General features: G+C 67.8%; 13 protein-coding genes. 6 read left to right on the top strand and 7 right to left on the bottom strand.

Annotation, left to right across the window (positions count from 1 at the left end; translation table 11 throughout):
- Positions 1 to 1100: pilus assembly protein TadG-related protein (locus AC36XV_RS06365; RefSeq protein WP_492202841.1), on the bottom strand; the 1100-nt coding region annotated here is incomplete at its 3' end.
- Positions 1101 to 1312: 212 nt separating this feature from the next.
- Here AC36XV_RS06365 and AC36XV_RS06370 point away from each other — a divergent pair.
- A complete protein-coding gene (locus tag AC36XV_RS06370; protein WP_492202842.1) occupies positions 1313 to 2419 on the top strand; it encodes a 6-phosphofructokinase in 1107 nt (368 codons plus the stop codon).
- Positions 2420 to 2473: 54 nt separating this feature from the next.
- Here the strand turns inward: AC36XV_RS06370 and AC36XV_RS06375 are convergent, their stop codons facing one another.
- From AC36XV_RS06375 to AC36XV_RS06385, 3 genes are all read right to left on the bottom strand, one after another.
- Positions 2474 to 3655, bottom strand: a complete 1182-nt coding sequence (locus AC36XV_RS06375; RefSeq protein WP_492202843.1) for an RCC1 domain-containing protein — start codon at positions 3653 to 3655, stop codon at positions 2474 to 2476.
- A 105-nt stretch (positions 3656 to 3760) separates the two neighbouring features.
- The gene (locus AC36XV_RS06380) at positions 3761 to 4384 is read right to left on the bottom strand and encodes an inorganic pyrophosphatase (protein ID WP_492202844.1); all 624 of its coding nucleotides are present in this window, start codon (positions 4382 to 4384) and stop codon (positions 3761 to 3763) included.
- Between the two features lie 76 nt (positions 4385 to 4460).
- Positions 4461 to 5390 carry a proline dehydrogenase family protein gene (locus AC36XV_RS06385; protein WP_492202845.1) on the bottom strand — a complete coding sequence of 310 codons (930 nt, stop codon included), beginning with the start codon at positions 5388 to 5390 and terminating at the stop codon, positions 4461 to 4463.
- Between the two features lie 177 nt (positions 5391 to 5567).
- Between AC36XV_RS06385 and AC36XV_RS06390 the strand changes: the two genes are divergently transcribed.
- Genes AC36XV_RS06390 through AC36XV_RS06400 form a run of 3 tightly spaced genes read left to right on the top strand, consistent with a single transcriptional unit; the run spans position 5568 to position 8580 of the window.
- Positions 5568 to 6908 (top strand): amino acid permease, encoded by a 1341-nt coding sequence (locus AC36XV_RS06390; RefSeq protein ID WP_492202846.1) that lies wholly within the window; start codon positions 5568 to 5570, stop codon positions 6906 to 6908.
- On the top strand, positions 6908 to 7783 hold the full coding sequence (locus AC36XV_RS06395) for a dimethylarginine dimethylaminohydrolase family protein (RefSeq protein ID WP_492202847.1): 876 nt from the start codon (positions 6908 to 6910) through the stop codon (positions 7781 to 7783). The genes AC36XV_RS06390 and AC36XV_RS06395 overlap by 1 nt, the downstream gene beginning before the upstream one ends.
- A gap of 5 nt (positions 7784 to 7788) precedes the next feature.
- Complete coding sequence (locus AC36XV_RS06400) at positions 7789 to 8580, top strand: DUF4377 domain-containing protein (protein WP_492202848.1); 792 nt, start codon at positions 7789 to 7791, stop codon at positions 8578 to 8580.
- A 45-nt stretch (positions 8581 to 8625) separates the two neighbouring features.
- Here AC36XV_RS06400 and AC36XV_RS06405 read toward each other — a convergent pair whose 3' ends face one another.
- From AC36XV_RS06405 to AC36XV_RS06415, 3 genes are all read right to left on the bottom strand, one after another.
- A complete protein-coding gene (locus tag AC36XV_RS06405) occupies positions 8626 to 9813 on the bottom strand; it encodes a pyridoxal-phosphate-dependent aminotransferase family protein (RefSeq protein WP_492202849.1) in 1188 nt (395 codons plus the stop codon).
- A gap of 71 nt (positions 9814 to 9884) precedes the next feature.
- Positions 9885 to 11405: a sodium/proline symporter gene (locus AC36XV_RS06410; RefSeq protein WP_492202850.1), complete on the bottom strand. Its 1521-nt coding sequence runs from the start codon at positions 11403 to 11405 to the stop codon at positions 9885 to 9887.
- A 104-nt stretch (positions 11406 to 11509) separates the two neighbouring features.
- On the bottom strand, positions 11510 to 12121 hold the full coding sequence (locus tag AC36XV_RS06415; protein ID WP_492202851.1) for a Tll0287-like domain-containing protein: 612 nt from the start codon (positions 12119 to 12121) through the stop codon (positions 11510 to 11512).
- Between the two features lie 330 nt (positions 12122 to 12451).
- Here AC36XV_RS06415 and AC36XV_RS06420 point away from each other — a divergent pair, with 330 nt between their 5' ends.
- Positions 12452 to 12916 carry a GspH/FimT family pseudopilin gene (locus AC36XV_RS06420; protein WP_492202852.1) on the top strand — a complete coding sequence of 155 codons (465 nt, stop codon included), beginning with the start codon at positions 12452 to 12454 and terminating at the stop codon, positions 12914 to 12916.
- Positions 12917 to 12957: 41 nt separating this feature from the next.
- Positions 12958 to 13145 (top strand): type IV pilus modification PilV family protein (locus tag AC36XV_RS06425; protein ID WP_492202853.1); only part of this gene is annotated, 188 nt, incomplete at its 3' end.

Raw genomic sequence — 13145 nt, forward strand, 5'->3', positions numbered from 1 at the left:
CCGCCACCTCCGGGCAGGCCCTGGAACGAAGCGATGTGAGCGTAGGTGCTCTGCTGTCCGGGCGGTCCCGGCGGGCCGGGGACGATGAAGACGCCCATGAAGTCCGCGATCTGGAAGTTCGATTCCGGCCCCTGCTTCGTGTAGGTCTCCGGGTTGAACAGCGGCACGGCCCGGATCCTCGGCGAAACGGTGAACTTCGAGCCCTTCACGCACCTGCATCCATCGTCCCAGTAGGCGCCCGGGTCCAGAGCGATCAGATCGTTGAACGCCTTCTGAATGCTCTGCACGTTGCCATTCTTGTCGGTCACCCATTGCCCGGGTCTCCAGGCCGTCTGGGGTTCCGGGCAATTCAGGATCTGTGCGCGCAAGGCGGCGGCACCGCCTCCACCGGAAGGGTACCACAGGAACCACCAGCCGGGCTCGAACCGGTTGCTGTCCGGGAATTCGTCCCCGGGACCCGTGCCGTCGTTGGTGTGGGCGGCTCCCTGTGCCGGCTTCAGCGTGATCAGCGTCCCCAGGTCCGCCGTGGTGAATCCGGCGGAACCGTCTCCGAACGTGTCTCCCTCGTCCGGGTCCCAGGTGTCGTTCTCGTCCGCCCTCGAGCCGTCGGCCTCGAACCACCGATCCGCGACCGCCACGGGCAGCAGGCAGTCCACGGCGCCGGCGCTCCTCGCGATCGCCGCAGCCTGGGCCCGGATGCTGACCTCGTCCACACCCAGGAGGCGGGCAAAGAAGGTGGCGATCGGGCTGCCCCGCCCGACCGTGCGATGCACCGTGACTCGAACCTTGGATTCGTTGAGTATGACTTCGACGTCCTCGGGCAGCACGACCGCGGCTTCGCCGCGGATGTTGTTCTTCGCCGCGTAGGCGATCGCCTCCGACCGTGCGGCCGATGCGCTGTTCGGATAGAAGATGAGGACGGACGCACCCGCGTGCGCGGCCATGTCGGCCGTGCGTTGCGCCTCCGTTCGTGCCGTCGCCAGAAGACCGACATCGACGGCCAGCGATGCGGCGGCCAGGAGGACGACGAGCAGGATCGCGACGAGCACGAGGGCGGCCCCCCGCTCATCGAGTGGACGAAGGTCTTCAGACGTGGACATGTTTCGCCTCCCGAGGGGGCAACGGGTACGAGCCCGTGTTGTGGGCCGCGCAGGAAATCCGTTCACCGGGTGGCAGAGCGGGACTCCGGCCGGGCCGGGGCAGGGGTGATCCGTTTCTGCTCTTCCAGTATAGTAGAACCTCGTGTCGACAGGGAGGTTCCCCGGAGCGAGCCCGGACCTGTCGCGACGACGTCACGCGTTCAGGAGCGAGCATGAACCAGACTATCCAGCGCATCGCCGTGAGCACCGGGGGAGGGGACGCGCCCGGCCTGAACGCGGTCATCCGGGCGGTGGTCCTGTCGGCTCTCGGCCGCGGGTGGGAGTGCATCGGGATCCGCGACGGATATCGGGGACTTCTCGAGCCCGACGCGTACCCGGAGGGCGGGCTCCTGGCTCTGACCCGGGAGAACGTCCGGGGGATCACGCACCTCGGGGGGACGATCCTCGGGACCACCAACCGGGGGAACCCCCTGGCCTACCCGACGCTCGGAGAGGACGGCCAGTGGTACGAGCGCGATCGCAGCGACGAGCTGGTGGAGCGGCTGAAGGGGATCGGGGCCGACGCGCTGGTGGCGATCGGGGGCGACGGTTCGCTGGCGATCGCCAACGTGCTCTTCCAGAAGGGGGTCCGGGTCATCGGCGTGCCCAAGACGATCGACAACGACCTGGCCGAGACCGTGGTCACGTTCGGCTTCGACACCGCCGTGAGCTTCGCGGCCGAAGCGGTCGATCGGCTTCACTCGACGGCCGAAGCGCACGACCGGGTGATGGTCGTCGAGGTGATGGGTCGCTACGCGGGGTGGATCGCGCTGCATGCGGGCCTCGGCGGAACCGCCGATGCGATTCTCATCCCGGAGATACCGTACGACCTGAATATCGTCGCGGATCGCATTCGAGAACGCGTCGCGCGTGGGCGCGACTTCGCCATCGTGGTGGTCGCCGAGGGGGCGCATGCGGTGGGGGAGGAGCGCTCGGTGGTGGCGCGCGAGGTCGGTCGGCTGGAGCGGCTCGGCGGCATCGGAGCTCGGGTGGCCGAGGAACTCGAGGAGCTCACGGGCAAGGAGACACGGACGGTGGTTCTCGGCCATCTGCTGCGCGGAGGAAGTCCGACGACACGCGATCGGATCCTGGCGCTCCGCTTCGGCTCCGCCGCCGTTCGGGCGCTCGCGGAGGGGGCCTTCGGATGCATGGTGGCCCTGGATCCGCCGGAGGTGCGCTACGTTCCCCTGTCGAGCGCGATCAAGAGGATGAAGACGGTTCCGTTGGACAGCGATACCATGTGCACGGCGAGGGAACTGGGCATCAGCTTCGGGGACTGAAGACCCGCGGGCGGGCTTCGGCGGCGGCCGAACGACTTCCCCCAGCCTGCGGTCTTACGGTTTCTCGACTCCGACCATGCCGGACCGGTCCACCGTCGTGCCGTCGCCGACCTGGCCAGCGTAGTTGCCTCCTCCACAGAACGCCCAGTCCTCCGTGGTGACACCACAGAGGTGCTCGGCTCCGAGGGCCAGACCCCGGAACGGGACGTCGCGAGCCACCCGAATCGGTCCCTCCGTCGGGCCGTCCCAGAGATCGCCCCGGATCGCGCCGCCCCAGCACCACGCCTCCCCCTGTGAGGTCAGACCGCACGCGTACGCCTGAGCGCTCGTCACCGTGAAGGCGCCTCCGCTGGCGTACACGCGATTCAGATTCGGAAGCCCCGCTACTCGCACGGGGGTCGATTGACTCGGAAGGGTGGGGCTTCCCAGTTCACCGTTCCGGTTGCTGCCCCAGCACCACACGGAGGCGTCCGTGGCGAGCCCGCAGACGAAGGCATCTCCGCCCGCCAGGGCCCGGAAGGCGTGCCCGCCCTGCACCTCCACCGGAGTGAACCGATTCTCGGAGCTTCCGTCTCCGACCTGCCCCTCGGTGTTCCGTCCCCAGCACCAGGCGCTGCCAGCCGCCGTGAGCGCACACGACTGGTAGTAACCCGCGAGCACCTGTGTGAACGGCACCCCGGACTGCACCCGGACCGGCTGAGACGAGCCGCCGATCGAAGCTTCCGTCCCGAGCTGGCCCGTCAGGTTGTCTCCCCAGCACCAGGCGTTTCCGTCGCGAGTGAGACCGCACGAGTGGTCGTGACCGGCGCTGACCTGCACCCAGAACTGGTCCCCCGGCACCCGCCGGGGCTCCTCGACCGAACGATCGGCCGGGTCGGATCCGGCCTGTCCCTCATCGTTCAGCCCCCAGCAATAGATCTGTCCCGAGTCGGTGACCGCACAGGTGTGTCCGGCGCCCGATTCGATCGATTCGAAGCGGAACCCTCCGACCACGGGCACCGGCCGGGTGCTCGAAGCGAGCGATCCGTCTCCCAGCATCCCGAAGGTGTTGGTCCCCCAGCACCAGGCCCGACCGGTCGTCGTCAGGCCACAGGTGTGAAAGTAGCCCGCCGTGACGGAGCGGAACTGCAGCGCACCGGCAGGCGCATCCGGACCGGTGACATCTTCCCCGCCGCACGCGGTGGCCACGACGAGGCACAGGAGGGGAAGAATCCGGACTCGATGTTCAGCGCGCACGGCGTGGCCTCCGGTTGTCTACGGCGAGGTCGAGCATGACCCCGGGACTCCGAAGAGATACCCCGGACGGATCCGGAGGTCCGACCAGCATGCGGACCGGGACGGCTAGGGTCGAGATGGTGGCTCGAAGAACGCTTCCCGGTAATCGTCCATCGCGGCCCTGACGACGGCCTCGGCGTGGTCTCTGCCGTACGGCTCACCTATGGAGACGTCGGCCGGCTGGCCCGCCAGGGACTTGTAGGTCGAAAAGTAGTGCACGAGCCGGTCCACGAGCGCACCGGGGAGCTCGTCGATGTCTCGAATCGTGCCGTACACCGGGTCCCGGTCCAGCACGCCGATGATCTTGTCGTCCGCCTGGCCGCCATCGACCATCGGAAGGCCGCCGATGACCTGCGCCGGCACCATGACTTCCGCCCGCGTGATCGGCCTCTCGCTCAGCACGCAGATGTCGAGCGGATCGCCATCGCCTTCACCCGCCTCGGGGAGCAGGGCTCCGACCCGGTCCGAGCAGTAGGTGCGCGGAATGAAGCCGTAGAGGGCAGGCGGTTGCGAAGAGGTGAGCTGCGGCCGGTCGATCACGGTGTAGCCCGTGACCTTGTCGACCTCGTACTTCATCAGGTCGTGCGGCGTGATCTCGATGTACGCGTGAACGAGGCCGGGCGGTTCCGGTCCCACCTCCAGCCCGTGCCACGGGTGCGGCCGCCACCGAAAGAAGCTGTCCTTGCTCATGGACCATAGATGAGGGCCTGCGGCAGGCGTCACAAGGACACCGCGATTCCGATGCCTCGACCGGGACGCGCCGCAATCAGCTCCCGAGCAGGCTCCGGAGAACGAAGCCGACGTTCGCGGGTCGTTCGGCCAGCCGACGCATGTACCAGGGGAACCAGTGGGTGCCGTAGCTGACCAGCACCCGTACCCTGTACCCATCTTGAACGAGTCTGGCCTGCAGGTCCCGCCGGATCCCGTACAGCATCTGGATCTCGTACCCGTTCCTCGGGCAGCCCATGCCGGCGGCCATCCGGTTGATCTCGTGAATGAGCTTCTCGTCGTGGGTGCCGAAGGCGACCCGGGCTTCGCCCTCGCGCGCCGCTTCGAGGAGCGTGCCGGCGATACGGCCGAACGCGGCGTCGACATCGCTCTTGCGGGGGTACGCGACCTCCGGCGGCTCCTTGTATGCTCCTTTCACGAGGCGAATCATCGGCTTCAGGGGCAGGAGGGCCTCGAGGTCCGACGGCGTCCGGTGCAGGTATGCCTGAAGGCAGATTCCGGTGTTCTCGTGGTCCGCGCGGAGTGCGCGGTACAGTTCGAGCGTGGCCGGAAGGCAGGCGCTGGACTCCATGTCGACCACCACGAGGCTACCCCGTCCGGAGGTCGCCCCGGCCAGCCTCTTCAGGTTCCTCGCGGCGACCTCGACTCCGACATCGAGGCCCAGGTGCGTGGGCTTCACCGAGAGGTCCAGGTCGATGTCCAGGGCCCGACTGCTCGACAACAGCTCCTCGTAGGCGACCGCGACGGCTTCCGCCGCAACCTCGTCCTCCACGTTTTCGCCGAGGAGCGTGAGGATGGAAGCCATGCCGCGCCGGGAGAGATCGCGCGCCGCTTCGAGCGCGTCGTCCATCGATTCGCCGGGCATGAAGCGGCGGGTGGCCCGCTGAACGAAACGTCGCTTCGACGCCTGTTCGGCCAGCCACTCGCTTTCGGATCCCTTCAGAAGCAGAGCCCGGGCCAGTCCCATCCGTGACCCCTCCAGTCGGAGTGTGCAGGTCCGTCCTGCCGACGCCCCGAATCTGTCGAGGCTTCCCGGTCCGGGGCAACGCAGGGCTACGCCCTGTACGGAATCCCCGCGCGGTGAATATGTTCGGACGGCGCCGGTCCAGAGGTTTCTGCATCTCTTTGCACGATCGGACAGCGTATGCCCGCGACAGCGCGAGACAAGATGGGCATGTGGATGGCCGCCGCCCTGGTGGTCGGAAACATGATCGGCTCCGGCGTCTTCCTGCTCCCTGCCTCGCTCGGGTCGTTCGGGGGCATCAGCCTGCTCGGCTGGGCGTTCACCTGCGCCGGCGCGATCGTTCTGTCTCTCGTCTTCGCGAGGCTCAGCCGCCTGGTGCCGAGGGCCGGCGGACCCTACGCCTTCTCGCGCGAGGGGTTCGGTGACTTCGCCGGCTTCCTGGTCGGTTGGGGATACTGGATCTCGATCTGGGTCGCGAACGCGGCGCTGGCCGTGGCCTTCACCAGCTACCTGTCCTGGTTCTGGCCTGCCCTCGCCGAGGACCGCGCCCTGGCCAGCGGGGTGGGGATCGCGGCGATCTGGCTGCTCACCTGGGTCAACGTGCGTGGGGTGCGCACGGCCGGATCGGTGCAGGTCGTGACCACGATCCTGAAGCTCGTTCCGCTCGTCGCCGTCGGGACGCTGGGGTTCCTCTACCTCGATCCGGCCAATTTCCGACCGTTCAATAGCAGCGGGCAGGGTACGTTTCCGGCGATCACGGCGGCGGCCACCCTCACGCTGTGGGCCTTCCTCGGATTCGAATCGGCGACCGTGCCGGCCGAGGAGGTACGAGATCCGGATCGGACGATTCCGCGGGCGACCGTGCTCGGCACGGTCGCGGCAGCGGTCGTCTACGTCCTCGGAACCGCAGCCGTCATGGGGGTGATTCCTGCAGCCGAGCTGACGGGCTCGAACGCACCGTTCGCCGATGCCGCGAGCCGCATGTGGGGCGGTTGGACGGCCCCGGCGGTCGCCGCCGGGGCGATGATCTCGGCTTTCGGAGCGCTCAACGGCTGGATCCTGCTGCAGGGCAGGATTCCATGGGCCGCAGCGAGGGACGGGATCTTTCCAGCCGCCCTCGGCAGGACGTCGAAGCGTGGGACCCCCGCGTTCGCGCTCGTGTTCTCGAGCATCCTGGTGACGGGTCTGATGCTTCTCAATTCGAGCGAGACGCTGGTCGACCAGTTCACCTTCGTGATCCTCCTCGCGACCCTCACGGCCCTGCTACCCTACGCCCTGTGCGCTCTCGCAGAGTTGATGATCTACGCGCGGGACCCGGCCCGATTCGAGGGCCGCAGGCTGACCGGTGCGGTGATCTCCGCCCTGCTGGGTTTTGCGTACGCCCTGTGGGCGATCGCGGGAGCGGGCCGGGACATCGTGTACTGGGGATTGATCCTGCTGCTCGCCGGGCTGCCGATGTACGTCTGGGTGGTATGGCGGCGGGGATGCGATACCGGACGGTCCGCGGGAGCGAGGTCCTGATGCGACTCGGGCAATCGGATGTGGCCACGCTCCGGGTCGCACTGCTCAAGCACCCGCGGTCGGCGTTCCTGGACCAGCCGACCGTGGACTCGGAATGGGAAGACCTCGGGTTCACCGGCCGACCGGACTTCGCGGCTGCCGTGTCGGAGTTCGAGGCCTTCGCCGCCCTTCTCGAGGGCCTGGGAGTCGAGGTGCGGCTTGCCCCGAGCGATGGAGCGACGGGGCCGGATTCGATCTACGTGCGCGACGCGGGCGCCGTGTTCGACCGCGGCGTCGTGCTCGGCCGCATGGGAAAGCCCCTGCGCGAAGGGGAGCCCGGCGCGCTCGAGCGCGCCCTGCGTTCGTTCGACGTGCCGGTCGCCGGGAGGATCGAGGGACGAGGCCGGCTCGAGGGAGGCGACGTCGCCTGGATCGACCCGCGGGTCGTGGCCGTGGGTCTTGGCTACCGGACCAACGCCGAGGGCGTACGGCAGCTGCGCGCGCTGCTCGGGAGCGAGGTGGAGCGCGTGGTGGCGGTTCCGCTCCCACACTGGCGCGGCCCCCGGGATGTCTTTCACCTGATGTCGATGTTCAGTCCGGTGGACGAGAACCTGGCCGTGGTCTACTCACCGCTTCTCCCGGTCCCGTTTCGGCAGCTGCTGGTGAAGCGCGGAGTCGAGCTCGTGGAGGTGCCGGACGAGGAGTTCGAGTCCATGGGCTGCAACGTGCTCGCCGTCGGACCGCGCCGATGCGTCGTGCTCGAGGGCAATCCGGTGACGCGGAGGAGGCTGGAGGCAGCGGGGGCCGAAGTGCATTCGTATCGGGGCCGCGAGATCAGCCTGAAGGGAGGAGGCGGGCCGACGTGTCTGACGCGACCGCTGGTGAGGGAGTCGTGAGACCGATGCAAGAACGAAGGGGGATCCACATGTTCCGGAAGTCGAGAATCGGACCGGTCCTGGCTGCGCTGGCGATGGTCGGCTCGGCCTGCGCGGGCGGCGATGCCGAACCCGATCGCGTCGCGGCGGAGACCGAACGGGAAGTCTGGGTGGCGCACTTCACGACCCCCTGCGAGGGCGTCGGTTCGCGAGAATGCCTCAGCGTGCGCGAGGCCGGCGAGGCGGACTGGAAGACCTGGTACGGGTCCATCGAGGGATTCGAGTACGAGCCCGGGGTCGAGTACCACCTGATGGTCCGGGAGACGACGGTCGAGAACCCGCCGGCTGACGCGTCCTCGATTCGCTGGACGCTGATCGAAGTTCTGAACGAGACACCGATGGCGGGGGACGAAGCCGACGGTGACCCCATACTGCGCATCTGGAGGCTGTCGCGCTTCGGTCCGGCGGCGGACCTCGGGGACGAGCCGTCCGCCGGGGCGATCGTCGATGCCCTCGCCGGGCTCGATGGGGAAGCCGCGGTCACGCTCGATTTGAGCGAGGAAGGGAGAGCCGCCGGGTTCGACGGGTGCAATCGCTACTTCGGCGACTTCCGAATCCAGTACGGACACCAGATCGAGCAGGGTCCGATGGCGAGCACGATGAGGGCCTGCCCGGACCCGCTGATGGCCCTCGAGAAAGCGTATCTCACTCACCTGGGGAATGCCGTCCGCCTGTTCCGACGTGACGGGAAACTGGAGCTCGAAGATGACTCCGGGGTCCTGCTGGTGTTCGAGCCGGCCCCGATGGCCGCCGAGTGAGACGGCACCGGAACCCGTTCGGCCGGGTTCAGCGTCCCGCCCGTGCTATGCTGAGCTGAGCGCCCTCGCGGTGGCCGCGAGCCCGGCTTCGACATCCACTTCGATGCCCTGCCGATGCAGCGCGTCACCGAGCGCCGGAAGCAGGTTGAGGACGTTTCTGGGCTGTGCGGAGTGCCCCATGCAGCCGATGCGGACGATCTTCCCGGCCAGATCACCGAGCCCCCCGGCGATCTCGATTCCGTGCTCCAGGAGGAGGTGGCGGCACAGCGCCTTCGCGTCCACGCCCTCCGGGATTCGGACTGCGTTGAGGCTCGGTAGCCAGTATTCGTCCCGGGCGTTCATTCGCAGACCCATGGCCTCGACTCCCGCCTTGAGGGCTCCGGCGACCCGAAGGTGCCGGGCCCAGCGCGCCTCGATTCCCTCCTCGGCGACCAGGCGAAGCGCCTCCCGCAGCCCGTAGATGGCCGTGATGGGGGCCGTGTGGTGGTACGAGCGCTCGTCCCCCCAGTAGCTCTCCAGCAGACCCACGTCGAGGTACCAGCTCCGCACGAGGTCCGACCGCTCCCGTACCTTTTCGAACGCCCGGTCGTTCAGCGTGAGCGGACTCGCGCCCGGCGGGCACGAGAGGCACTTCTGTCCTCCGGAGTAGGCGACGTCGATGTTCCACTCGTCCACCCGGAGCTCCACTCCCCCCAGCGAGGTGACCGTGTCGGCGATCACGTACGCCTCGTGCTCGTGCGCGATCGCCGTGAGCTCGGAAACCTGTGGTTGAAGGGCGCCCGTGCTCGTTTCCGCGTGCACGAAGCCGAACACCCGCGGCCGATGCTGCTCGAACGCGGCGCGCACGTCGGCCGGGTCGAGGGGCTCCCCCCATGGAGCGTGCACGTGCACGACCTCGCCCCCGGCCCTCCGCGCCATGCTGTCCATTCGTGCGCCGAAGTAGCCGTTGGTGGGAACGAGAACGACGTCTCCCGGCTCCACGAGGTTGGCGAATGCGGCTTCCATGGCGGCCGACCCGGTCCCGCTCACGGGGATCGTCCACCGGTTTTCGGTGCGGAAGGCGTAGCGAAGGAGAGACTGGACCTCCTTCATGATCTCGATGAAGGCCGGGTCGAGGTGGCCGATCAACGGCGTGCTCATGGCGCGGAGGACGCGAGGGTGCACGTCACTGGGGCCCGGTCCCATGAGGATTCGGTCGGGCGGATTCAGGGCTGCCACCTCGGGTCTCTGCATCGATCGCTCTTCCGTTGCGGAAACAGGCTGCACTCGACGGTCGCGGGCGGCGAATCTAACACCCGCTCCGCTCACCCGTACACGGCCGGTTGATCGTCCACGGCCTCCATGTCCGCCATCAGGGAGTCGGCCGCCCGCGGCGGCCGGGTGAGGAGGCTCACTACCACCGTGGCGGCGAATCCGACGAAGAAGGCCGGGACGAGCTCGTACATACGGGACTTGAGAGCCGGAACCAGATACCAGGCCACGGTCGTGAGCGTGCCGGCCACGATGCCCGCCAGCACTCCGGCCCGGGTGGTGCGCTTCCAGAAGAGCGCGAGGATGGACGTGGGCCCGAGCGCCGCCCCGAGCCCGGCCCATGCGAACAGGACCAGCCAGAACACCAGCTGGTCGGCCACGAGGCCGAACAGAAGGGCCAGGCCGACGAGCACGAGCACGGTCGCCCGGCTGAGGAACACGAGCCGGCGTTGAGAGATCTCACGGCCCCGGTTCAGGACCTTCTCGTACACGTCCCGCACGACCGCCGAGGCGGCCACCAGAAGCTGCGAGTCCGCGGTGGACATGATGGCAGCGAAGATCGAGGCCACGACCACCCCGAAGACGACCGGCGGCAGATGTTGCTGCGCGAGCAGGGGATAGAGGTTCTCCGTGTCCCCTCCGGGAAGCAGTGCGGCGTCCGGAAAGTAGACGCGTCCGGCGAGCCCGATGAACAGGGCCCCCCAGGCCATGACCACGTTCCAGGTCGTGCCGACGACGGCGGAAACCCGCAGCTGCCGGGGGTCGTCGATCGACATGTAGCGGGCCAGGATGTGCGGATTGCCGGGAGACCCGAGCCCGATGCCGAGGAATCCGATCGCCACACCGGCCGACAGGGAGAAGGGGTCGAGGAGGGTCGGGTCGAGGGTCGCGAGCTCCGAGAGCACCGCGGACAGCCCGCCCCGGTCGGCGATGGCGATCAGCGGGAGAAGCGCGAGGGCGAAGATCATGAACAGGGCCTGGATCATGTCCGTGAGGCTGACCGCGAGGAATCCACCGAGTATCGTGTACACGAGTACGATCCCGGCGGTGATCCAGACGCCCGTCGTCGATTCGATGCCGAAACTGGCCGCGAAGGCCTTTCCTCCGCCCACGAACTGTCCCGCCACGTACCCGACCATGAACACGAGGATCACGATCGCCAGCACCGATCGAAGCCACCCGGTCTCGTCCTCGAATCGGACCGCGAAGAAGTCGGGCACCGTGATGCAGTCGTGTCTTCCGCTGAATCGGCGGAGGCGTGGAGCGTAGTAGAGGAAGAGCAGCAGCTCGGCGATGATGTATCCTGCCACGGCCCATACGGCCGACGCTCCCCGTGCGTAGGCCATGCCCGTGACACCGAGCAGGAGCCAGGCACTCCGTCCGGAAACCACCGCCGAGAGGGCGACGACGAGCCGGTGCATTCGTCGTCCGCCGATGAAGAACTCGGCCACCCCGGCCGACGAGAAGCGGGTCGCGAACACGCCGATCGCGACCACGATGGTCAGGTAGCCGAGGAAGGATGCGAGGGCCGGAAGACCGCCCCCCGCGTGGGGGACGGCCACGAGCTCCTGCACGAGCTAATCCCGCCTGGCGAGGAACACGGCCGCCGCCACGATCGTGGCCGGGAGGGCGAACATCGCCAGGTAGAAGGAGACCGGTGCCAACTCGCCTCCGCGGGTCAGCGGCCCGCCGGCACCACCCGGTCCGCGGGGACCGTCACCCGTATCACTCCCCGGAAGTCTCCCGTCGCGTATCCGGTAGCCAGGTCGTCCGGATACCGTTCCTCGAGAGCGGTACGAACCGCCGGATCGATCTGCTCGCCGGCCCCGTGGCACACGAGACAGGGCTCCGCCATGACGAGAGGCCGGTAATAGCGGTACTCGTCGCGACCCGCTCTCTGGACCCACGGACCCGGCAGCACCCCCGTCTCCTCGAGGGCGGTACGGAAGTGCTTCAGCGCCTCCGTTTCCGCCTCGTCGGGTGCGTTGGCCGGATTCCGGTACTGCATGCTGGTACGCTTGATGTCGAGGCCCTGCCGGTCGGCTACCTCCGCCGTCAGGTCGAGCGCACGGGCCGAACAGACATCGACCGCTCCCGCCGGCCCTCCTTCGCGCATCGCCTCCATGAGGTGGCTCATGAGCGTCGCCACGAGATCGTCCGAGGCGGAGCTCCCGATCTCGATCACCTCCTCGCGAACCTGAGGGCTGACATCCTCCGAGTCGGGCACCCCGCACGCGGCGAAAGACGCGAGGAGGGTGATCCCGAAGCAGCCTCTGAGCAGCCGGTCCATACACGAGCCTCCGCTTGGGTCCTGTGCAGAAAACTCCCTGAAGATCTTGCACCCTGCGGAAAACTGCCACCTCGCGCCAGTCCGGGGGTGCCGGCCCGCTTCGGGGACCGATTCGGTGCGATGGACGCGACGAGCATCTGACGGTTCGTTCAACTGATTGCAAGTAATAGTCTTACGGATTCCGAGACCTTACCTGCGTCTGTTGGGATATCCGCGTTGACGGCGCGGGACGGGGTGAACCGCGACTGGTCCGCGAATTGCGCTTCCACGAGGCGACAGCACTTGCGTTCTGCGCAAGACGATTCATGGCGTAAGGGAAGATCGGATCGAATGCACCGACTTCGACAGGGAAACCAGGGCGGCTTCACGCTGGTCGAGCTCCTGATCACGATTACGATCCTGAGCGTCGTCGGCCTGATGGCCAACACGTCCTTCCGGACCTTTCGGCAGCGGACGATCCTGAATCGGGCCGCACAGGTCGTGGCGGCCGATGCCGCCATGACCCGAACGTACGCCATTCGACAGCGGGCGAACGTCTCGCTCGTCGCCGACGAGAGCACCCAGAGCTACCAGATCCGGGATGCGAGCGGAAACGTCCTCAAGACCCGCTGGTTCGACGTCGACTCCGATCTTCCCCTGGATTCTCTCGACATTCTCAACACGGGAGATTCCCTCACCTTCAACGCCCGGGGGATGCTGATGTCGGCGTTCGGTGTGATCGACGTGGGCAGCTCCGCCGGGTCGAAGAGGGTCATCGTGAACGGGCTCGGTCGCCACCGCGTCGTCACCAATTGAGCCGCATGGCATCCATGAACGTATCGACGGCTGACGTAGTGATGATCAAGAGGGTCGGCGCGCTGCTGGATGACGAGGCCGGGTTCGGGCTTGTCGAAACGTTGATCGCCCTGACGATTCTGGTGATCGGCCTGGTGGCCGTGAGCGGGTTGAGTCTCGCGTCCGCCGACCAGGCGCGCATCGCGAACTGGCGGAGCCAGCAGGCGGCGGCCGCGCAGATCGTGCTGGA

Source organism: Candidatus Benthicola sp., from assembly GCF_058719085.1.

What these genes read in the sequence shown, in the direction of transcription:
- AC36XV_RS06370 (WP_492202842.1), top strand. Translation starts at nt 1,313, where the DNA reads ATGAACCAGACTATCCAGCGCATCGCCGTGAGCACCGGGGGAGGGGAC.
- AC36XV_RS06390 (WP_492202846.1), top strand. Translation starts at nt 5,568, where the DNA reads ATGCCCGCGACAGCGCGAGACAAGATGGGCATGTGGATGGCCGCCGCC.
- AC36XV_RS06385 (WP_492202845.1), bottom strand. Translation starts at nt 5,390, where the DNA reads ATGGGACTGGCCCGGGCTCTGCTTCTGAAGGGATCCGAAAGCGAGTGG.
- AC36XV_RS06395 (WP_492202847.1), top strand. Translation starts at nt 6,908, where the DNA reads ATGCGACTCGGGCAATCGGATGTGGCCACGCTCCGGGTCGCACTGCTC.
- AC36XV_RS06380 (WP_492202844.1), bottom strand. Translation starts at nt 4,384, where the DNA reads ATGAGCAAGGACAGCTTCTTTCGGTGGCGGCCGCACCCGTGGCACGGG.
- AC36XV_RS06415 (WP_492202851.1), bottom strand. Translation starts at nt 12,121, where the DNA reads ATGGACCGGCTGCTCAGAGGCTGCTTCGGGATCACCCTCCTCGCGTCT.
- AC36XV_RS06405 (WP_492202849.1), bottom strand. Translation starts at nt 9,813, where the DNA reads ATGCAGAGACCCGAGGTGGCAGCCCTGAATCCGCCCGACCGAATCCTC.
- AC36XV_RS06420 (WP_492202852.1), top strand. Translation starts at nt 12,452, where the DNA reads ATGCACCGACTTCGACAGGGAAACCAGGGCGGCTTCACGCTGGTCGAG.
- AC36XV_RS06400 (WP_492202848.1), top strand. Translation starts at nt 7,789, where the DNA reads ATGCAAGAACGAAGGGGGATCCACATGTTCCGGAAGTCGAGAATCGGA.